Origin of the sequence: Bacillus sp. FSL W8-0640 (assembly GCF_038007725.1) — a bacterium.
Lineage (GTDB): Bacteria > Bacillota > Bacilli > Bacillales > Bacillaceae_G > Bacillus_A > Bacillus_A cereus.
In genome coordinates this window covers 1520099-1544324 of record NZ_JBBOXT010000001.1, presented here as the reverse complement: position 1 = coordinate 1544324, position 24226 = coordinate 1520099, and the positions used below count along the sequence as shown (strand labels likewise).

The following is a 24226-nucleotide window of genomic DNA, read 5'->3' as shown; positions in this document are numbered from 1 at the left end:
TAGCAACAAGATTATATTTTACGTGGTAGCCCCTCTTTCGTCAATAGATTTCCTATCATAAACTACCTTTTTCCTTTTAGACAACGTATAATGAAACATATGAAAGATTTAGGAGGTTTCACTTCATGACAGCAACAATTCAAAATGAAAAAGTGATCGTTTCCATTTCTGACAAAGGTGCAGAATTACAGAGCGTTCGCTTAAAAGAAGACAACATAGAATATTTATGGCAAGGTGATTCTACTTATTGGGGACGCCGTGCACCAATTTTGTTCCCAATTGTCGGTCGATTAGTAGATAATACATACTACGTAGACGGTAAACCATATTCATTAACACAACACGGTTTCGCTCGTGATCTTACTTTCTCTGTGAAAGAACAAAGCGAAACAAAGATTACTTATATCGTTACTAGTAATGAAGAAACATTAAAAAAATACCCATACGAATTCGAATTACTCGTTTCTTATGAGCTAGATGGACAAAGTGTTCATGTAACATATGAAGTAAACAATCCTACTTCTAAAGAAATGTTCTTCTCAATCGGAGCACATCCTGGATTCAACTTCCCTTTATTGGACGGTGAATCATTTACAGATTATCACTTATCGTTTAATGGTTCGGAACGCTTAGAAACAAGCGTATTAGAAGGACCTTATCTTTCAAACAAAAAGCAATTAATCGCTGAAAATACGACTGAATTGCCACTTACATACGATTTATTCAAAAATGATGCACTTATTTTTGAACATATGAATACGAATGAAATTTCGATTCGTTCTCATAAACATAATAAATTTGTAAAAGTAGAATTTGATGAATTTCCATTTGTCGGCGTATGGACACCAGGGGATAACGCACCTTTCTTATGTATTGAACCTTGGTATGGAATCGCTGATGAAGTAAATCCAGCAAAAGATTTCAAGGACAAAAAGGGAATTCAATCTTTACAAGCGAATGAAACATTTACATGTCGTTACAGCATCACAATCGGATAACTACCCTATCCCCTACTTCAAAAAATATTTAAGTAGGGGATAATCTTATAATTTGGAGGTTTCTCATTTTGATTGAAGTATATATTGATGGTGCATCAAAAGGAAATCCTGGTCCTTCTGGTGCAGGAGTGTTTATTAAAGGCGTTCAGCCGCCTGTACAATTATCAGTACCACTTGGAACAATGTCCAATCATGAAGCAGAATACCGCGCTTTACTTCTAGCATTAAAATATTGCATCGAGCATAATTATAGCACTGTCTCTTTTCGTACAGATTCCCAGCTTGTCGAACGGGCTGTTGAAAAAGAATACGCAAAAAATAAAATATTTGCACCTCTTTTAGATGAAGCACTGCAGTACATAAAAAACTTCGATCTCTTTTTTATTAAGTGGATTCCAAGTAGTCAAAATAAAGTAGCTGATGAATTAGCTAGAAAAGCTATCTTACAAAATTAACGGGGGTATGAGTGTGAAAAGAGAGTGGATTGCTCCTCTTGCTTTATTATTTGTCTCTTTTATTTGGGGAGCTACGTTTGTTGTCGTTCAAAACGCTATGTCTTTCGTTGGTCCATTTACGTTTAATGGTATTCGCTTTTTATTCGCTGGAATCATTTTATTATTCGTTCAAATTATTTTCTCACAGAAAACTTCAAAACAAGAATTAAAACATAGTAGTTTAGCCGGATTAATAGTTGGGTTCTTCTTATTTGTCGGTTATTTATTGCAAACATTTGGCTTACTCTATACAACATCTTCAAAAGCAGGTTTCTTAACTGGGCTAAGCATTGTTATGGTCCCAATCTTATCCTTTATCTTTTTAAAACAAAAAGCTACCATTTTCATCGTACTTGGTATTGTTGTAGCTACAACAGGTTTATACTTATTAACAGCTGCTGATTCTTTCCAATTAAATATAGGAGATATACTTGTTCTCGGTTGTGCAGTCGCTTTCGCTGCCCATATTCTTATTAACGGCTTCTTTTCTAAGAAAATATCACCTTTATTATTAAGCACATCTCAAGTATTAGCTGTTGGTATATTTTCTTCTATTTGCGCTTTTTTGTTTGAAGATTGGGAAAAGTTATTTTCAGTATCACTATGGACGAATCAATCCTTTTTATTCGCACTCTTTCTAACTGCCCTGTTTGCAACATCTATTGCTTTTTTCATTCAAACATCGGCACAAAAACACACTTCTCCAACGAGGGTAGCAATTATTTTCGCAATGGAGCCCGTTTTTGCTGCATTAACAGGCGTTCTCGTTGCAAATGAACAACTTTCTATTTCTGCTATTATCGGATGTCTATGTATTTTTCTAGGCATGATTTTTGTTGAATTACCTTCCAAAACAAAAAAAGAAGCGCAGGCTGCGTGAAGTTACGCTTGTAACTTCCGCATAAAAGCCTTAGCGCTTTTTTTATCTGTAATTTCTTCCTCTTTCAATCGTTCTAATAACGCAACGAAATAACTACCATCAAACTGCAATTGATGTTTAATTGTCGCTTCTATTGCTGCGTTCACAATCCCATCAGACGCACCAGTATATCCTTGTCCAAACATAATAAACCCTTGTGCTTCCTCTGATAATTTAAATCCTTTCGTATGTAAGAATGAAAGATAATCTTCTACTGTTTGCATGTTATTCCCACCTACTCAAAAATTCTCCATCTCCTATCATACATGTTTTTACACGCTATGAGAATGAAATTTCTTTGACAACTTTGTAAATCAATCTTCTACTTCTCTTACAATGGAGGATTTTCTAATAATCTGAAGGAATATGTACAGTGGAACTTATTTCATATTAAAGGGGAGACACGATGAAACAAGCACTATTAATTATCGACGCTCAGCAAGAATTAATTGATGGAAATGAGCAAGAAAATGAAGTTTTTCGTAAAACCGAGCTATTATCTACACTAAATATAGCCCTCCAGAAAGCAATAGATTCAAATGCTCTTATTGTTTTCGTAAGAGATATCGATGTTGCTTCTGGTAGTGGCGAAGGATTTGAAGTACATAATCAAATTCAAGTACCCCAGTCTGCAATCTTTATTAATAAAGCAGCAACCAATTCATTCTACGGTACTTCTTTACTTGAACTTTTAAAAGAAGAAAACATTAATCATATTGTTATAGGCGGATGTAAAACAGAACATTGCATTGACACTGCCGTTAGGACAGCAACTGTACAAGGATTTGACGTTACATTAATTAAAAACGGTCATTCAACAACTGATTCTAACGTATTGTCTGCAGAACAAATTATTGGTCATCACAATAAAACTTTACACGGTCATTATAACGTTGATCATTTTTCTATGGTGCGAGATATCGAGGAAGACCTCTTTCAGCCAACTCATGACCAATATCGTGATTAAATTGACTCAAAAAAGAATCCTTCATTTAAAAGGGTTCTTTTTTATCCAAAAATTTGCGCTGCAATACTATATAGTTCACTATTTCTTTTTATTAACCGATTACTATTTTTCATCATAATTGGCGGTATATTCACCTTTTTAAAACCAGCAATCTCTAATTCTTTCATGAAATCGTTCTTTCCTTCTAGTACATCAATTCTTAATTTACCATTATGCCCTCTTGCTAAATCATGTACTATTCTCATTGCCATCTCATCATTTTTAGCAACAACCGGCCCTATTATCTTATTTTCTGGTGTTTGTATGCTTAAACCGTAACCTAATACATTTTGTTCCTTGTCCCTTACAACGATACACTGTTCACTTTGCATAATTCTTTTCTTTAAAAACTCTTTTCTATTTGTTCCAAACGCATATTCATCTATTTTTATTATTTTTTCTAAATCACCCTCTTCATAATTCATCACATAATCTTCATTTCTTACACAATAATCTTTCGCATTGTATGAGTTACATATGTATTTAGAAACATAACTTACTGCCCTAAATCCTAACTTTTCATATAAAGGTTTCCCTTCATCCGTAGCAATAAGCATAATTGGAGTATGAGCTGATACGCTTTTAACGCACGCTTCCGTTATTATCTTTCCAATCCCTCTCCCCTTATAATCTGGATGTACAATCACCATTCCGATAGACGCTAATTTCTCCCCATATAATATTATTGCCGCGCTAGCAATTAGTTCCTCTCTCTCATTCCAAACACCGTATACAATCCCTGCGTTAAAAATAGTCTCAATTTCTTCTCTGTTATAATCCCACCCAATATAAGAAGATAATGATACAATATTACCTGTTTTTTCTTCCCTAAGACGCTCCACTCTAATTTCCAATTCAATCATACTCCATCCCCTTATCTAGACATTTAAATCATTATTATCAAATCAACTTGTACATGTTTCCATTTATTTATCACACACATATCCTATTTTGACCAAGACTATATTGGAAATGAGGTGACAACATGCCCATTACGAATCGATTTTCTACCACCACTAACGGCGCACTCGCTATTACAGGTAATACTTTAGGCTTAAGTAAGATCAGCAATCAAAACCGTGCTGGTACAATCGGGGCAATTGGTGCATTTGCAACTACAAATACTGCTTTACAAGTACCTACTTTTCCTGCTGGTACAACGTTAAACTATACACAAAATAGTTCTACCGCTATTTTAAATATCCCTGCTGGTAGTACTATTCTTTACGCAGAACTCGTTTGGGGTGGAAACTATTTATCTCGTGATCAAAACATTACAAGTGTATTAGGAAACCCAGTTTCTTTTACAACACCTGTTTCAACATACTCGATTACTCCTTCAGCTGTTACGGCTTCAAATCAAACTTTCGTTTCAAACTCTATTACATTTGGCTTTTACACTCGTTCAGCAGACGTAACAACTCTTATTCAAGCGGGAGGTGCTGGTTCCTATACTACAGGAGCGGTTCCTGGACTTGTAGATCCTATAGATGCTTCTAATGGAACAATTAATTCGGCTGGATGGACACTTATCGTCGCTTATCAAAACGGGACATTGCCAGCAAGAAACTTAACCATTTATGTAGCTGGTAACCGTGTTTCTGCAGAAACTGGTAGTGCCGATGTATCTGTTTCTGGATTTTTAACACCTTCAGGAGGACCAGTAAGCGGGAGATTATTTTTAAGTTCTACCGAAGGAGATGCAGATTTAACCGGGGATCAAGCTTTATTTGGACCAAATTTCAGTTCATTAAATGCTTTATCTGGACCAAACAATGCTATAAATAATTTCTTCGGTTCTCAAGTTAATAATGCTGCAGGAAACTTAGATACAACAGGGACATTCGGAACGCGAAATCAAAGTGCTTCTACAAGTACAAACATCTCCGCAGGAAGACAGGGCTGGGACATTACTTCCATTGATATTTCTCCTTATTTAACAAACTCACAAGTATCCGCCGCAATCCGTTTAACTACTAACGGAGACGCATATATGTTAAATACAGTAGGCTTACAAATTAATATAAACTCACCAAATATACAAGCGACGAAAAGCGTGAATAAAAGTGTTGCTGCAATTGGAGATATTCTCACTTATACAGTTACTATCCCTAACACCGGGCTTCTTCCTGCCAATAACGCTATTTTTATAGATAGTCTCCCTAGCGGTACTTCTTTTATACCCGGCACTGTAACAGTAGATAACGTACCACAAACAAATGCAAATCCTGCGGCTGGTATATCTCTTGGAACAATTAATAATGGTGCTTCTCGTACAGTAACTTTCCAAGCTACTGTCGTTTCTCTTCCAAGTCAAAATCCTATCTCTAACACTGCTAATATTACATTTCAATATACACCAATCGCCGGAGGAACAACTTTTAATGGTCTTGCAACAAGCAACTCTGCTGGAACACAAATTAACCTCGCAGATATTAATGGAACAAAATCAGTTAACAAACTTTTTACCGATATTGGTGAAACATTAACTTACAGTATTGCCTTAGCTAATATAGGAAATATCGCTGCAACGAATGTGATATATACGGATCCGATTCCTAGCGGGACTACTTTCATTCCAGGGAGTGTAACTGTGAACGGAGTTACTCAAGCTGGAGCAAATCCCGCTAATGGTATATCAATTGGGTCAATTGCCGCAAATTCCACTACTACTATTTCATTCCAAGTACTCGTTCCTTCTATCCCTCAAACAAACCCAATATTAAATAGTGGAACAACAACATATCAATACATTCCTGTACCTAATCAACCAGCAGTAAGTGGGACTGATAAGACAAATATTGTCTCCACTCAAGTGAATAATGCTACTGTAACAATGACGAAAGCAGTAGATAAAAATTTTGCAGATATTGGTGATACACTAACGTACACCGTTTCCTTTACAGCTACAGGTAATACAAATGCGAACAATGTTATTTTTACAGATGTCATCCCTACTGGAACAACTTTCGTTCTAAACAGTTTAACAATAGATGGCACGACACAAGTGGGCGCAAATCCCGCTAACGGCGTGAATATTGGATCCATCCCAAGCGGCACAACAAAAAATGTTGCATTTCAAATAGTAGTAAATACAATACCCGCGTCAAATGTCGTATCTAACGGATCAAGTGCTTCTTATCAATATACCGTCAACCCTAGCCAATCACCCGTTACAAAAAACATTTCTTCTAATCTCGTTTCCACTCAAATTAACAATGCGAATGTAACATTAACAAAATCAACTAACAAACAATTTGCCACAATTGGCGAAACGATAAGTTATACAATCCTTATTACAAACAGTGGAAATACGGCCGCTAATAACGTTCAACTAACAGACCCACTTCCAAATGGAACGATATTAACTCCTGGTACTGTAACACTAAACGGAGTTTTGCAAAATGTAGATTCTCTCGTCGCTTTACCTATCGGCACAATTCCTGGCGGGGCTACTTTTACCCTTTCTTTCCAAGTAACAGTCATCAATATTACGACCCAAAATCCTATCATTAATAATGCCTTCGCTTCTTATCTATATACTGTAAATCCAAATTTGCCACCGACTTCAAAGACAGCAAATTCTAATTCTGTTACATCAACAATTAGACTAGCAAATCTCCATGCTAATAAATCTGTAGATAAAACGTTTGCGGAAGTTGGCGATGTATTAACTTACACCTTCGCTCTTACTAACGATGGGAATGTTGCAGCGAACAATGTATTACTATCCGATTCAATTGCGAATGGAACCGCCTTTGTACCAAATAGCGTTATAGTTAACGGTGTTACTCAACCAGGCGTTACACCAACTAGCATCAATATTGGTAGCATCAATGCTAATACTACAATTACAGCTTCATTCCAAGTAGTAATAACTAGCATTCCAAATCCAAACCCTATTTCAAATAGCGCTTCCATCTCCTATAACTTTATTGTTGATCCAAACGCTTCACCTGTAAGTAAGAACACTACTTCAACCACTACATTTACTCAAGTAAACGATGCAAATGTCATTTCAGCCAAAACAGTGGATCGAGCGTTCGCTACCGTAGGGGATATATTAACTTATACTGTTACTTTGACGAATGCAGGAAGTGTTTCTGCTGATAGTCCTACTTTCGTAGATACGAATCCAGACGGTACTACCTTTATTCCAAACACTTTTCTTATTAATGGTGTACTCCAAAATAACGCAGATCCAAATATAGGTGTTCCACTACCTTCCATTGCTGCTAACGGCTCACTTACCGTCTCTTATCAAGTAACCGTCACCTCTTTACCAACACAAAACCCAACGATAAATTCATCTAGTACACAGTATAGTTTTATTCTAAATCCGGGCGATCCACCAACTGTAGAAACATCTGTAAGTAACACTGTAAGTACACAAATTAATTTAGCAAATGTAGTGATTGTCAAAGAAGTAGATTTAACTATCGCCGATGTCGGGCAACCAATCACATATACAATTTCTTTAGCTAATCTTGGAAATACTATAGCAAATAATGTTATTTTTACCGATATAATCCCTAATGGCACCACAATCGTACCAAATAGTATTTTTATAGGTGGTGCTTTACAACTAGGTGCAGACCCTAGTACCGGTCTTCAAGTCGGCTCCATTCCTTCAGGTGGTTTTACAACGATTGTTTTTCAAATAAGTGCAAATGGGCTACCTTCACCAAACCCAATTCAAAACAGCGCTTCACTTCAATATAGCTTTATCGCTGATCCAAATTTACCTGCTCTTGTTAGAAACGCTGCTAGCAATATAGTAACTACACAAATTAATACTGCTAATATCGTTGCTACAAAACTAACGAGTACAAACTTCGCTGATGTTGGTGATGTCATACTATATGCGACTATTTTAACAAATAACGGGAATATCCCTGCCGCTAATGTAACGTTTACAGATATCATTCCAGCGGGTACCCTCTTCATTCCTAATACTGTAACGATTAATAATGTCCCTGTAGCTAACGCAAATCCTGCTACCGGCATTTCAATTGGTACAATAGGAGCGAATTCATCACGCACCGTTGCATTCCAAGTTTTTGTACCAACTATCCCTACTGTAAATCCAATTACAAATCAATCAGGCACAACATTCCAATATACGTATGATCCATCCAAACCTGCTGTGATGCAGATGGTTGCTTCTAACACTGTACAGACAACTATTAATAACGCCTCAATTGCCGCTACTAAATCTGCAGATAAACAGTTTGCTAACGTAAATGATATTATTACGTACACGACTACTTTAACGAATAACGGGAACACACTTGCATCAAATGTAATATTTACAGATGTAATTCCAAACGGGACATCATTTATTGCTAATAGTGTTACTGTAAACGGGAATACACTGCCTAATGTAAATCCAGCAAGTGGAATTGCCATTGATCCAATAAATCCGAATGCAAATACGCTCATCTCGTTCCAAGTACAAGTAAATTCTATCCCGAATCCAAATCCAATCCCGAACCAAAGCAATACAACGTACCAGTACGTCGTAGATCCTAACTTACCTCCAGCATCCGCCAATACGTTAAGTAACGTAATAACAACTCAAATTAATAACGCTACTATTGTCGCTACTAAGTCTGTGAATACACCGACAGCTGCAATTGGCGATATCGTTACCTATACGATTGCAGTAACAAATACAGGTAATACTCCTGCTAGTGCGACTGTTTTAACGGATGGGCTTGGTGCAGGAGCTTCATTTATCCAAAACTCCGTAACGATTAATAATGTCCCACAACCAGGATTAGATCCATCACTTGGTATTCACTTGGCAGATATTTCGCCAGGAGATACTGTATTCATTACTTTTCAAGCACAAATTTTAGCGATACCACCTAGTGGCACATTAACAAATAATGCTCTTGTAAATTATGAATATACCGTGAATCCCAACCAATCACCTGCTGTCAATAGTACAATTACGAATACAACGGTTACTCCAATTATTGATGCTACTCTTTCTATAAATAAAACTGTCAATTCAACATTCGCTACTATCGGAGATACACTTACTTTCACTTCTACCATTACTAATTCCGGTAATACTACCGCAAACAATGTTATTTTTACAGATGTAATTCCAAATGGTACAACGTTTATTCCAAATAGTTTTACGGTAAATGGAACAACTATTACTAATGCAAATCCACAAAACGGTATCAATATTGGTAACTTGAATTCAAATGCATCTGCTACACTCAGTTTTCAAGTAAACATTACAACACTTCCAAACCCGAATCCAATCCCGAACAAATCATCGCTTCAATATAGCTTTATTGTAGATATAAATGAACCGCCAGTTTCACGAACAGTTCAATCTAATAAAACTTTTACACAAGTAAATACTGCTTCCGTTATCGCAACAAAAACTGCAAGCAGTGCTTTTGCTGCTGTTGGAGATACAATTACGTATACAACTATCCTCACCAATAGCGGAAATACTTCAGCAAACACACCTGTTTTTATCGATATATTACCACCTGAACTTTCATTCGTTCCTGATAGCGTACAAATTAATACAATCCCACAACTTGGATTTAGACCAGATAGCGGAATCTCTTTAGACTCAATTCCAGTTGGAGGAACGACAACAATTAGCTTTCAAGCTATCGTTGGCTCAATACCAGCTACAAACCCAACTTTGAACCAATCTAGCACAACATACTCGATCATTATTGATCCTACCCAGCCGCCGGTGATAGAAACAGCTACAAGTAATCCAACTTTAGTTCAAATTAACGAAGCGATTATTCAAGCAACGAAAAGTGTAGATCGACTATTTTCTGACGTAGCACCTGGAAATTCATTTTTAACGTATACTGTTTTATTAGATAATATAGGAAACGCAACTGCTACGAATATCATTTTTACAGATCCGATTCCAAATAACACAGTATTTATAGAAGATAGCGTTCGAGTAGGCGGAGTTTTATTGCCTGGAGTAAATCCAGCGAATGGGATACCGATTGGGGATATTATTGCTGGAGATTTTATAAACGTTACCTTCCGTGTGCAAGTAGTTAGCATTCCAAATCCAATTTTCACAATTGGACCAGGCGGACCAAACTCACCGGTTGTAAACAGCGCTTCCATTAATTATCAATTTATGACAGGTCCAAACTTACCACTCGTTTCAAGAAGTACGACGTCCAATCCGGTTTCGACACAAATAAATTCTGGGGAAATTGTGGCAATCAAATCTGTAAATAAAACTTTCGCAACAATTGGCGATACAATTTCTTATACAATTACATTAAGTAACCCTGGAAATGTCACTTCACAAAATATAATTTTTACGGATACTTTACCTGATGGAACGACATTCATATCTGGCACTCTTACAAACGATTCTGGTACACAGCAAATCGGAAATCCAGCTAACGGAATTCAGATTGGAAATATAAACCCAAATGGAATGGCCGTGATTACTCTTAACGTACTTGTTACAAACATTCCAAGTATAAATCCAATTTCTAATTCTAGCTCTGTACAATTTGCACATGTGGTCGATCCTAGCCAACCTGCCGTATCGCAAACGAATGTATCTAATACGGTTTCGACAACTATTAATAGTGCAATTTTAACAACAAAAAAGAGTGCTGATAAATCTATAGTTTCAGTTGGAGATACGATTACGTATACAACTACTATTAGAAATACCGGAAATACAGCCGCAACGAATATTACTTTCACAAGCGCTATTCCAGCTAACACTACCTTTATACCAAATTCAGTCACAATAAATAGCGTTCAGCAGTCTGGTGCGCAACCAGCACTTGGAGTAAATATACCAAATATCGCTCCTGGTGAAACGGTAACTGTTACTTTCCAAGTAAATGTTATTTCCGTTTCCCCTTCCAGTTCAATTATGGGTAATGACACAATTTTATATTCTTATACTGTTGATCCAAACAGCGCTCCTGCTACTACCTCTACTTCAACGAATATTGCTACAAATCCTGTATTAGATGCTATGATAACGATGGTAAAATCGGTCGATCAAACCCTTGTAACACTAGGCGATACCATAACCTATACGACAATTTTAACGAATAACGGTAATACAAATGCAACTAATATTACTTTCACGGATCTTATACCAAATGGTACAACATTTATTACTGATAGCGTTACAATAAATGGACTCACACAAATTGGATTGAATCCTAATACAGGCATAACGATTGGATCAATTGCCCCTAACAGCTCAATATCTATAGCATTTCAAGTGACCGCTACTTCTACCCCTGTTCAAAATCCTATTGCCAATTCCGCTACTGCTTCTTACACATTTATCGCTGATCCCAATGCACCTATTGTTTCAAGAAACGTTACTTCAAACACAGTGTTTACTACGATTAATACAGCTAACATTCTTTCATTAAAACAAGTCGATAAATCCTTTAGTCGTATTGGAGACACACTCACTTATACTGTCGTTTTAACAAACAATGGAAACTCATCCGCACAAAATGTTATATTTACAGATACCGTACCAAGCGTCACTACATTTATTGCAAACACATTTTCTATTAATGGAGTTCCTCAAAGCGGGGCGGATCCATCGAACGGTGTGAATATTGGGACAATAACAGCCGGGACTACAGTAACAGTTTCGTTCCAAGTTACTGTAACATCATTACCAACCGCAAACCCAATTGTAAATTTCTCATCAACATCGTATCAATTAGTCTCACCACCTGAAGCAGAAACTTCAATTAGCAATCCTGTTTCAACCCAAATTAAAGAAGCCATATTATCTATGACCAAAAATGAAAGTGTATCCTTTGCAGATATCGGGCAAACTGCTTTTTATACTACTTCTATTACCAATGTAGGCAATACCGATGCAACTAATATTGTATTCACAGATGCATTACCAAGTGGACTCACATTTGTTCCTAACACATTAACTGTCGATGGCGTTTTACAACCTAACGCGGATCCAAATACAGGTGTATTACTTGCAACACTTCCACCAAATGAAATATATAGCATCGTCTTTCAAGTTACAGTAAACAATATTCCCCCTAGTAACCCAGCACCAAATAAAGCATCAACGACGTATGAATTTACTGTTGATCCTGTTAATCCTCCCGTTTCAAGTGCAGCTACTTCCAACACTACACTCCTTCAAATAAACAACGCAACTATTATTAGCACCAAAACAGCAAATCTTACTTTTGCGGATGTTGGTAATACAATAACATTTACACTTAACCTTCCTAATACCGGGAATGTGACCGCAACTGATGTAACTATTATCGATATTCTTGATAGCAATTTAAGTTTCGTTCCAAATAGTTTCACAGCTAATGGGCAAACCATTCCAAACGCCGATTTATCAACTGGTGTAAATATTGGTTCCATTAATGGTGGTAATACGGCAATCGTTACATTCCAAGCAACTGTTATTACACTTCCAACACTTAATCCCATTTCTAACTCTGCTTCTACCACATATCATTATGTCGTTGATCCTAGCCAGCCACCTATTACAACTTCCAATCAATCTAATACAACGACAACACAAATTAATAGCGCTATCCTTACTGCACAAAAAAATTCAAATGTATCTACGGTAGATATCGGGCAGGATATTACCTACACCGTTACAATTACAAATAGCGGAAATGTGAGTGCAACGAATGTTATTTTTACCGACCTTATTCCAGACAGAACTTCCTTTGAACCGAATAGCTTTACACTGAACGGAACTAGCATCCCAAATGCAGATATCATTACAGGCGTTCCAATCGGTGATATCGCGCCAAACGAATCTGTCATCGTAGCATTTCACATTATCGCCAATGAAATTCCGCCTATAAATCCAATTACTAATCAAGCTAGCGTTAGCTTTCAACATATCGTTAATCCAGCTAATCCTCCAGTTTCAAAAAATATTATTTCTAACAACGTTACAACAAAAATTGAAAGTGCTATTTTAAATACTATTAAAATAGGAGATAAAACTTTTGCAACGATTGGTGATACGATTACGTATACAACGACTATTACGAACACAGGCAATATTCCTGCTAACAACGCTATATTCTCAGACCCTTTACCATCGTGGACACAATTTGTTGCAGGATCAGTTATTGTTGATGGCACTCCATTACCATCCGCTTCGATTATTAACGGTGTTGGCATAAATACAATCAGTCCAAATCAAACTGTTACAATCATATTCCAAGTACAAATCGTAAGTAATCCAACAACGTTCACACCTGAACTCCAAAACTTAGGATTTGTTAACTTCCAATATAACGTAGGCAATGCATTACTGGCTCAGCCTGGCAATGTGGAAACGAATGTCTTCGTTACTTCTATTAATACAGCCATACTTTCAGCTGTAAAAACTGCTAATACAGCCTTTGCAAATATTGGAGATACGATCACTTATACAGTTTCGATTCAAAATAACGGCAATACAAACGCTACGAATGTAAATTTCTCAGACCCAGTTCCAACTGGAACGACCTTTGTTGAAAATAGTTTTGCTGTAAATGGAAGTACCATTCCAGGCGCAAATCCAAATAACGGAGTGAATATCGGAACAGTTAGCGCAGGTAGTTCCTTAACCGTTACTTTCCAAGTCATAGTTACATCTACTCCACCTTCAAATCCGATTACAAACGTAGCATCTATTCAATACGCATTCATCGTTGATCCGGCCTCTCCTCCTGTTACAGGCACGATAAATTCTAATAGCGCTTCAACACAAATTAATAATGCGACTGTTACAACTGTTTTACAAGCAAATCGTTCAATTGTATCTATCGGGGATGTAATTACGTATACAGCAACATTAACGAATACTGGAAACTTCCCTGCAAACTCTGTATTACTCATTAACGGAGTTCCTGAAGGAGCATTATTTGTTCCAAATAGTGTTACGCTCAACGGGATTTCACTTCCAGATGCAAGTCCAACTCTCGGTATTCCAGTTGGTATTATCGCACCAGGTGATTCCGCTACTATTACGTTCCAATTTCTTGCAAGTTCTATTCCACCGCAAGGAGCGATTATAAATCAAGCACTTACAAGTTACACGTATATTGTCGATCCAAGTCAACCTCCTGTTACAGCAACATCCTCGTCTAATACGGTTAATACAGCTGTTGTTGATGCATCGTTATCCGTAATTAAAAGTACAGATTCTCTCGTACAATCTACTGACGGTACAATCACTTACACAGTAGTCGTTCAAAATAACGGAAATACTACTGCAAATACAGTTACTTTAACAGATTTGGTCCCAGAAGGAACTGCATTTATTCCGAATAGCGTTACCATTAGTGGTGTTTCTGTTCCAGGTGCCGATCCTAACGTAGGAATACCATTAAACTCCATCACACCGTCAGAAATCGTCACTGTAACATTCCAGGTTATCGTTCAATCTATACCAAGCGTGAACCCAATTTCTAATACAGCCCGTATTGACTATACTTTTATCGCCGATCCAACTGCTCCTATCATCTCTCGAACAATTACGTCTAATCCTGCTTTCACACAAATTTCGGATGCAACTATCCTTTCTTTAAAAGCAGTCAATGCACCTCAAACAACAACAGGTGATATTTTGACTTACACAATAACACTAGAAAATACCGGAAATATTCCAGCTACGAATCTCATATTTTCAGATACGATTCCCCAAGATACTACATTCGTAGAAAATAGTTTTACACTTAATGGAACAACTATACTTGGTGCCAATCCAAATGTAGGTGTTACTTTACCTACCTTAGCAGCAAACGCTACTCACCTTATTTCGTTCCAAATTCTTATTAAAGATTCATTCTCGCGAGAATCGATTACAAATCAATCCAATACAACATATACAATCCAACCAGACCCAGGGCAATCGCCTATTACTGAAACATCTACTAGTAATATCGTCATTACAAATTTCGTGCAAGCACAATTGACAATTACAAAAACATCCAATCCAACAACTGTAGATATTGGCGGAACTATACTTTATATTTCTGAAGTGAAAAATATCGGTAATGTTGACGCAATAAATATTGTTTTCACAGATTCTATCCCAGCTGGGACTACATTCGTTCCCGATAGTGTCACAATTAACGGTGTCCTTCAGCCAGGTGTAAATCCTGAAAACGGAATACCGATTGGAACAATTCCAGCTAACAGTTCCAAAACGATACTATTTCAAGTGCAAACAAATAATCCACCTACTGAAACCGAAATTGTAAATCAATCTTCAGCAACTTACCAATATGTAAGTATCCCTACAGCCCCACCAGTGAATCGCTCTGCAAATTCTAACATTGTTACAACATCACTTCAAAACGCAAATATTATTTCTGTTAAAAGCGCGGATATAACTTTCGCATCAATCGGGCAAATTATTACCTACACAAATACACTACAAAATATAGGAACCGTTCCAGCTAACAATACCGTGTTCATTGATAACATTCCAGAAGGTACTATATTTATTGAAGATAGCTTAGCAATAAATAATGTAATTCAGCCTGGCGCTAATCCTGAAAACGGAGTAACTCTCGGCACGATACAACCAAATGAAACAGTCACTATTTCATTCCAAGTACAACTTACAAATATACTAGTTGGCAATGTAGTCATTAATATTTCAGACACCTCGTACAAATACCAAATTGACCCTAGTTCTCAAATTATTCAGCGTAGATCGTTATCAAATGCAGTAAATACTGAAGTGCGGACGGCAAATGTTAGTGCAATTAAATCCGCTAACAGATCCATTACACGTATCGGTCAAATCATCACATATACAGTCGCAGTTACAAACGCTGGTACAATACCTATTACAAATACTCTCCTACTTGACGCAATTGCTTCTGGCACCACATTCGTTCCAAATAGCATTCTTGTAGATGGCGTACCAAGACTTAACGAAAATTCAATTACAGGTATCAATCTTGATATAATTCTTCCAAATAATACGATTATTGTTACGTTCCAAGTAAGCGTAGTCTCTATACCGCCACAAAATAACATTAATAATATCGCCGTCATTCACTATGAGTATCGACCAGACCCAAGCACACCACCAATTTCAGAAACGACCTCTTCCAATGCTACAAACATACAATTTATTGATGCTATTCTTATTACTACAAAGTCCACTAATACTGTATTAGCTAACATTGATGAAACCATTGAATATACAGTATTCATTCAAAATAATGGATCGGCTACAACTAACTCCATCTTTTTTACAGATACTATAGCGGATGGAACAGTATTTATTCCAGGAAGTGTAGTAGTTAATAATACTGTACTTCCTGCAGCAGATCCGAATATCGGCTTTTCCATTCCTAATGTCGCAGCAGGTCAAATGGCTACAATAACATTCCAAGTTTCCGTTACGAATTTACCTGCTGTAAATCCAACACCTAATACTGCAAACGTCGTCTACGACTTTATTTTCAATCCTGACTTTGCACCAATTCAAAAATCTACTACTTCCAATACTACTTTTGTTCAAATTAATGATGCTGACATCGTTTCACTTAAAACTGTTGATTTAACCTCTGTAACGATTGGTGACATTTTAACTTATACAACAACTTTAACGAATACAGGGAATACGGATGCCACTGCTGTTGTATTTACAGACAATATTCCTAATGGAACAACCTTTATTGACGGTAGCGTTTTAGTAAATAACATTCCTCAGCTTAATGCCAACCCAAGTGCAGGTATACTTGTAGGAACGATTGCTCCTAATATTTCTATCCCAGTCACATTTTCTGTTACCGTCGTAGCTCTTCCTGCTAGCGGCCATGTTCAAAATCAATCAACTTCTCGGTATACAATAAACGTGGAAGAACAAATATCCACTAGCAATATTACCTTCACTGAAGTTATTTCTGCTAATGTAATTGCGACAAAAACAACACCTATCCAATATGCTGACCTACAAACTATTATCCCTTACACTATTTCCATTACAAACAATGGGAATATACAAGTAGAAAACATTATTGTTACAGATATCATCCCAGCAAATACGAGCTTTATAGAGAATAGTGTTATCGTGAATGGCAACGCTCGGCCAAATGACAATCCACTTAACGGTATACAAATTGATAACATTCCGCCTAATACGACAGCAACCATTCTATTCCAAGTACGGGTTACTTCGATTCCACAAACAAATCCAATCTCTAACACGAGTACAATTGAATATGAATACACGGTACCAAATCGACCACCTATTACCGAAACTATTATTTCATCAGCTGCTTTAACAGAAATTAATCATGCGAATTTGAATAGTAATAAAGCTGTTGACCTTGCATTTGCAACGGTTGGTGATACGTTAACGTATACGATTACACTAAATCAAACCGGTAATGTTGCAGTAAATGATGTAATCATTCAAGATATTATTCCTCAAGGTACTACGTTTATAGAAAATAGCGTCATTGTAAACGGAGAAACTCTTCCAGGAGTGAATCCAGTAAGCGGCATACCAATTGGTACTATAACTATTGGTGGAGATGCTATCGTTTCATTCCAAGTAACTGTGACTTCTATTCCAACACCAAATGAACTAAACAACAACGCAATTACTACTTTTAACTATATAGTCAACCCAAATAACGTACCTGTTACAAATACGACTACAACAAATACTGTCAAAACTACTGTCCAAAATGATAATGTCATTGCTTTTAAGTCTGCTGATGTAACAAACGCCTTACCTGGTCAAACTTTAACGTATACAATTACGATTACGAATAGCGGTAATGTAACGATTGAAGACCTTCTTGCCATAGACGCCGTACCAATAGATACGACTTTTGTTGCTGGTAGTGTTACGATTAACGGAATCAATCAGCCTAATGAGAATCCTGAAAATGGTATTACGTTAGGAAATCTTGCTCCTAATGAATTTGTTATTATTACGTTCCAAGTGACAATATCTTCTTCTACTCTTCAATCTACAATTAATAATGATGCTTCTGTTTCCTATACCGTTATCATTGATCCAACAAAACCACCTATTACAATTACAAAACAAACAAATACCGTTACAACGACAGTTATTGATCCGATGGTTCGCATTGAAAAAACAGCTGACAAATCTATTGTCGTTATAGGAGATATCATTACATTCACATTAGCGGTATTCAATCATTCCCCAATTCCTACAATCAGTACTTCTGTTATAGACACAATTCCAGCTGGTACAACATTTATAGAAAACAGCGTAACCATTAACGGCACTCCCGTTCCAAATGTTCGTCCAGACACTGGTATTAATATTGGTTCTTTATCTGCAGGTACAGTAGCAACTATAACATTTCAAGTTCTCGCAACTTCTATTCCTTCAAACAGTACAATTATAAATTCTGCAACAGTTACCGCTGCTTTTCAGTTGACACCACAGGATCCAATTATTACTTTCATTGTTAATTCAAATATCGTTCGTATACCAGTTCAAGTTATAACTGCAACAGTCACGAAAAATGCTTCCGTCAGCTCAGCTTATTTAAATCAATATTTTGATTACACGGTACGCATTACAAATACTTCTGAAATTTCACTCTCAAATATTTCGTTACAAGATACTATTCCAGCAGGTTTACAATTTATAAATGGCACTGTCTTTATTAACGGTGAACGCTCTCCACTAGCGAATCCGAATATCGGTTTCCTAGTCGCTACTAATTTGGAACCAAACGAAACAATTATCGTGTTATTCACAGTACAAGTGATAAGCCCCCTGTTAATAATCCCTTTAAAAATACGGCCAATATTTCGTTACAACTTCAAGTCTCGCCTACCGATCCACCAATTACAGTAACCGTTACAAGTAACGAAAACATCGTCACCTTTGTTCCAGAAAATCCAGATGAAGCACTTCCAAATTTAAATTGCTTCTTTGACGGTGAACGCTTCATTCGCATTACTCCTCGAAATGTACGAAATTACCTTTGGACTTGGATTTGGTGGAAGTAATTGAAACAAAAAAGAGATTGTAGTTTGGTTGAAACCAAATTACAATCTCTTTTTCATTACCTATATCCCACTACGTTGTAACTCGTCCAAGGATATACGATTAAACACCATCTCAAGTTATTTTAGTCGTAATAAGTTGGCCAGCTTCATTAATAGTAACTTTCCATTTCACTCCACTAGCAGTCTTCATGATTATACCTTTACTTGCCTCTATTTCAATATCTCCAAACATTCTTCCGCCAGTCGTCGCTAACCAAGCACTCCCATTTTCCATAGAAGATCTTGCAAAGATACGATTAATTCGAAAACGTTTATGATCTTGAGAATAACCACTTAATGTAATTCTAACTTTATATAACTGACTGGCCTTCATATTCGATATAATTGTATCGCCAACATTTAATGGAACATCCAACGCGATAACCCAACTTCCAGTTGCACTTAATGCATATTCAATTTTAATTTTCTTTGGGCTCTCTCCCCATCCAAAATACATTCCAAAACAATTTAACATTTGTATTGGTTTTTTCGTAAAATCCATTTCAATTACAACTGGATTACTATCTGGAACGTCAATATAGTTTACACTTTGTTCATCTATTAAATTAAAGCAATTTGTGAGATTTCCCCCGTACGGCACTTTTCCACTTACTTGCTTAACGTTATATTTCTGCTGAGCATTTACTAAAATATCATCTTGATTTCCTATTAAATGAGGTCTATTTAACGTCAAAGGTAACTGAATTCGTAGGGATTCTTCATAAGTAGACTTACAAACATTGTATTGTCCTTTATCTACAATAGTTGTCGAAAGCAGATTTGAAAAAAGGTAGTTACGATGAGAATTGGAAGAAAATTCAATAACAATTTGTTCACTACTCATCCGGTACGTATCCCAAATCATACAATCAAATGTATTATACGCACCTGAACAACGAATTACTTTTTCCGTTTGTTGTCTACATTGCACTTGAATATCATGAAACGTATTTCCTGAACTTTCATTTGGCAAATCACTATTTCCATCTACTTCAATCCCATACACACATCCATCAATAAATATAGATTGAAATACATTGGCGTTAATCCAGCAAGGTGTATTGATATCATTTATATATTCTGTCTTCAAATGTATTGCAGTTTGAAAGTTTTTAATTTGAATAAATTTAACTTGAAAGAAACTAATAAAATCCCATGCCTTTTGACAATAAAAATGTATAGCTTTTCCTTTATACGATGGAGTTGTATTTATTATATTTATATTTGATATAACAGATTGATTAGGTACTTCGATTTGTTGTGAACCAGAAACATAAATAACAGCAGATTGAAACAATGGATTTATAACTTGAAGAGTACCACCAACTATCGAAGCGTTACTTTGTAGCTCAAATGCATTAAAATCCCCATCAATTTGCAGTGTTACGGTAGGATCCAACTCTAATCTTACGTTTGATTTAATAACAATTGGCTTTACAATTTTGTACGTATTTACCCCTGTAATTCTAACCGTCGAAATTCGATTCGCTACACAATAATCAATAGCTTGCTGAATTGCTAATGAGCTATCATTTCCCGAGTTTGGAACTGCGCCAAAACAATCAATATGAACGCTACTTTCTGGCGCACAATCTTCTTGGGATGAAATATATTCTGACAAAATAAATTCACTCCTCATATTACCTTTTTCATATAATATGTGAGTTGTCTCTTAAAAGTTTCTATAATAAAAAAAACAAACGACCTACTCGGTCATTTGTTTAATTCATATATATTTTTCGTTTCCTCTATCATTTTAGTTAACGAGAAATATCTCATTGCTTTCTCTCGTGCTTTCAATCTAATAGCAGTTACCTTTTCTTCATTCCCTTGTAGTTCCTCAAGCGCACTTGCGAATTTGGATTCGCAATATTCAGATATCAAAACACCTGACTCTCCATCTATTACCGCTTCATGTATTCCACCAACATCTATTGAAACAATTGGTGTCCCTGTAGCCATCGCTTCAATTACTACCATTGGAAACACTTCACGAAAAGATAATAAAAGTAAGGCATCCATATTCCCTATAAACTCATGCGGCTCTGAAATATTCCCTAGCATCTTCACCCTTTGCTGCAATCCATATTTTTCTATTTCTTTCATAATCGATTCTTTCTCTGGTCCATCACCAGCAATATAAAACATAAAATCATTTCTCTTTTTCAACACATTTGCAATTTTGACAAATAGTTGATGGTTTTTCTCTTTGGATAATCTAGCTAATATCCCTATTTTATATGTAGATTCTTTCTTTTTCTGCTGGAATAAAAACTTTTCAATATCAACACCGTTATAAATTGTATTTATTTTTTCTTCTGCTACATGAATTGAAATTAAATTGTTTTTTTCAAACTCACTTACTGTAATAATATTGTTCACATATTTATTCATGAAATACCGAAAAAGCGTTGGCATTTTCTTTTCTAATATCGTTACATTGTGTTTCGTATAAACAATTTTCATCTTTTTTTAATAAACTTTTGAAGTAGAAAAGCATATAATACCATTCGCAAACTATTTGCATGAATAAGTTCTATCTTTCGTTTACAAATTTCGTTTCGTAAATAATAAATATTTCTCAAATGATTCCATCGACTAAGTAAGATAAAATTTTCTTTTCTAGTAAGGGATTCATATAGTTCTCCATCACCTGCAGCTGTATAAATCTTAAAATCCTCATAATGCAAATTATTTTCTAATTTACAGAAATAATTTTCGGCTCCGCCAGTTATCAATTTATCAGTCATCAACAGTATATTCATAATTGCGTCTTCCCAACTACATTGATTTTATTTTTTTTATAAGCATGATAAGCATACTTACTAAAATAGTAAAAGCTTTGCACTGCATTAAGACTTTTTTGGTCCCTTAATAATTTCCAATACCGAAAAGCTGCTCTAACTTTATTTCTCGAAACAGAATTTGCTACAATTCGATACTTCGCTAATACTTGCTGTATCCCTTTTGCTTCATGCCCTTCATGTAATAAGTTCAGCCATAACGCTGTATCTTCCGGCTGTACACTAGGCATTTCGACATACGGAATTTTTTCACGATCAATCATCACCGTTAAACACCCGATAATTGTATTTCCTACTAAATAATGATAGTCAACAGATTTTGGTACACTCACTTCGCGATTTAATTCATTACCATTTTCATCAATTAAACTATACGACGCATATGAAAAAGCAATATTCATTTCTTCCATAAATAACAATTGTGTCTTCAATTTATGCGGCAACCATATATCATCACTATCTAAAAAGGCAATGTACCTTCCTCTCGCCTCTCGAATCGCTAAATTCCGAGCTTTAGCAGCACCAACATTTTCTTTTAATGATAATAACCTAATACGTGAGTCTCCTTCTATTATCTCTTTAATTTTTGCGGCAGATTGGTCGGTTGAACAGTCATCAACGATAATCATTTCCCAGTTTTCATACGATTGATTCTGTACAGATAAAATTGTCTCACCTATAAATCGTCTACTATTATAAGAAGGTGTTATTACAGAAACATGAGGCGCCTTATTATGTGCTGATAGACATTTTACCATCTATCTTTCCCCTTCCTTCATATATTGAAATATACTTCACAACAACTGCTAAAAATAAAAAGAACGCTTCGTTAATAATGAGTGACAATGACATCATCTGAAATAAAAATGCAATCATAGTCAATAGAAGGTATGGTTTTTCACGAAACAAAGTATGCTGCGCTAACTTAAACATTAATATGAATAAAAACGCACTATATAGAAGAAAACCAATTGTACCCGACTCAGACAAAATTTCTAAAAATGTATTGTGTACATATAATTTTTCATTAAATTGATACTCATAATAATTCGAGAAGTTAAACGCACCAATTCCGATATATGGATTGGATAAATAATATTTAAAAGCAGCTTCCCATAATGTAAATCTACCACTTCCATTATCATGGGAAAAATCAGAAATTCGTTTATTTAATATGTCATCTAATTGGCCCCCCATTACACTATTCGATAAACTAAAAATAACTACACTAAACAATACTAAACTCATAATTATTTTTATTTTTTTAGCGAAACTAGACATACATATATATACAAAAATGACAAGCACAAGCGCTAATATTCCCCCTCTTGAAAAGGTTAATAGACTCGTCGTAACACATAAAATTAACCCTAAGATGTTAGTGATATTTTGCAAATTCGTCATATAGTACATAAAAAATATTGTATTATAGAAAATAAAAATGTTAGGATCATCTAGCAATCCAATTAACCGTGGATATCCTCTATCAACTAATAATCCAGCAAAAATTTCTCTCTCTTCTCCACCGTATAAACTAAAGTATTGTAAACCGATTATATAGAGTAGTAGACTTACAACATTAAATACTATTCCTACATAAGCAATAGATGATTCAAGTACCACTATTTCAGTATTCCCCAATAAATTTCTCATTATAAAATAGCATCCTAAAACGAGTAGCACGCCAAAAATCATACGAATACTAGCATTTAAATACATAGAAAGAATTCCGCTTAAACAATAAATGAAATAAAACAGTAAAAATATAACTTCATGAAAATATAACTTTTGAATATGAAAGCCTTTAATTGTTAAACAAAAATATATGACTAAAAAAATCATATATATCTTCAATGAAAATCCAATATATAAATTGTATTTACTTAACATGACAAATAATATTAGAAGAATAATCCATCCCATTGATACTTTCATATTATTTTCCATAG

General features: G+C 35.7%; 9 protein-coding genes and 2 pseudogenes. 5 read left to right on the top strand and 6 right to left on the bottom strand.

All coding sequences use genetic code 11. The features are described 5' to 3' along the window. The first annotated feature begins 125 nt into the window (after positions 1–125). The 3 genes from N2V80_RS08055 to N2V80_RS08045 all read left to right on the top strand — a co-directional run bounded on the left by N2V80_RS08055 (position 126) and on the right by N2V80_RS08045 (position 2372). Entirely contained in the window at positions 126–998 is an 873-nt protein-coding gene (locus N2V80_RS08055) for an aldose 1-epimerase family protein (protein WP_000127395.1), read from the top strand. A gap of 68 nt (positions 999–1066) precedes the next feature. After that, positions 1067–1453: a reverse transcriptase-like protein gene (locus tag N2V80_RS08050; protein WP_000573880.1), complete on the top strand. Its 387-nt coding sequence runs from the start codon at positions 1067–1069 to the stop codon at positions 1451–1453. Between the two features lie 13 nt (positions 1454–1466). Continuing rightward, a complete protein-coding gene (locus tag N2V80_RS08045) occupies positions 1467–2372 on the top strand; it encodes a DMT family transporter (RefSeq protein ID WP_000818085.1) in 906 nt (301 codons plus the stop codon). Between the two features lie 2 nt (positions 2373–2374). Here the strand turns inward: N2V80_RS08045 and N2V80_RS08040 are convergent, their stop codons facing one another. Then, positions 2375–2635 (bottom strand): DUF6123 family protein, encoded by a 261-nt coding sequence (locus N2V80_RS08040; protein WP_001195212.1) that lies wholly within the window; start codon positions 2633–2635, stop codon positions 2375–2377. A 182-nt stretch (positions 2636–2817) separates the two neighbouring features. Between N2V80_RS08040 and N2V80_RS08035 the strand changes: the two genes are divergently transcribed. Next, complete coding sequence (locus N2V80_RS08035) at positions 2818–3378, top strand: cysteine hydrolase family protein (RefSeq protein ID WP_000806320.1); 561 nt, start codon at positions 2818–2820, stop codon at positions 3376–3378. A 41-nt stretch (positions 3379–3419) separates the two neighbouring features. Here N2V80_RS08035 and N2V80_RS08030 read toward each other — a convergent pair whose 3' ends face one another. Then, on the bottom strand, positions 3420–4280 hold the full coding sequence (locus N2V80_RS08030) for a GNAT family N-acetyltransferase (protein ID WP_061655913.1): 861 nt from the start codon (positions 4278–4280) through the stop codon (positions 3420–3422). 122 nt (positions 4281–4402) lie between these two features. Here N2V80_RS08030 and N2V80_RS08025 point away from each other — a divergent pair. Then, positions 4403–19434 (top strand): annotated as a pseudogene (locus tag N2V80_RS08025) (cell surface protein). 112 nt (positions 19435–19546) lie between these two features. Here N2V80_RS08025 and N2V80_RS08020 read toward each other — a convergent pair. From N2V80_RS08020 to N2V80_RS08005, 4 genes and pseudogenes are all read right to left on the bottom strand, one after another. Beyond that, the gene (locus N2V80_RS08020) at positions 19547–21094 is read right to left on the bottom strand and encodes a hypothetical protein (protein ID WP_006928703.1); all 1548 of its coding nucleotides are present in this window, start codon (positions 21092–21094) and stop codon (positions 19547–19549) included. A 92-nt stretch (positions 21095–21186) separates the two neighbouring features. Beyond that, positions 21187–22238, bottom strand: a pseudogene (locus N2V80_RS08015) (glycosyltransferase family 4 protein). After that, a complete protein-coding gene (locus N2V80_RS08010) occupies positions 22235–23035 on the bottom strand; it encodes a glycosyltransferase family 2 protein (protein ID WP_000237694.1) in 801 nt (266 codons plus the stop codon). The pseudogene N2V80_RS08015 and the gene N2V80_RS08010 overlap by 4 nt, the downstream one beginning before the upstream one ends. Then, complete coding sequence (locus tag N2V80_RS08005) at positions 23010–24224, bottom strand: O-antigen ligase family protein (protein ID WP_061655915.1); 1215 nt, start codon at positions 24222–24224, stop codon at positions 23010–23012. Before N2V80_RS08005 ends, N2V80_RS08010 begins: the two co-directional genes overlap by 26 nt. Positions 24225–24226: the final 2 nt, after the last annotated feature.

Excerpts from the sequence above, each read along its gene's own strand:
- N2V80_RS08010 (WP_000237694.1), bottom strand. The coding sequence starts at position 23,035 with ATGGTAAAATGTCTATCAGCACATAATAAGGCGCCTCATGTTTCTGTA.
- N2V80_RS08005 (WP_061655915.1), bottom strand. The coding sequence starts at position 24,224 with ATGGAAAATAATATGAAAGTATCAATGGGATGGATTATTCTTCTAATA.
- N2V80_RS08055 (WP_000127395.1), top strand. The coding sequence starts at position 126 with ATGACAGCAACAATTCAAAATGAAAAAGTGATCGTTTCCATTTCTGAC.
- N2V80_RS08035 (WP_000806320.1), top strand. The coding sequence starts at position 2,818 with ATGAAACAAGCACTATTAATTATCGACGCTCAGCAAGAATTAATTGAT.
- N2V80_RS08030 (WP_061655913.1), bottom strand. The coding sequence starts at position 4,280 with ATGATTGAATTGGAAATTAGAGTGGAGCGTCTTAGGGAAGAAAAAACA.
- N2V80_RS08040 (WP_001195212.1), bottom strand. The coding sequence starts at position 2,635 with ATGCAAACAGTAGAAGATTATCTTTCATTCTTACATACGAAAGGATTT.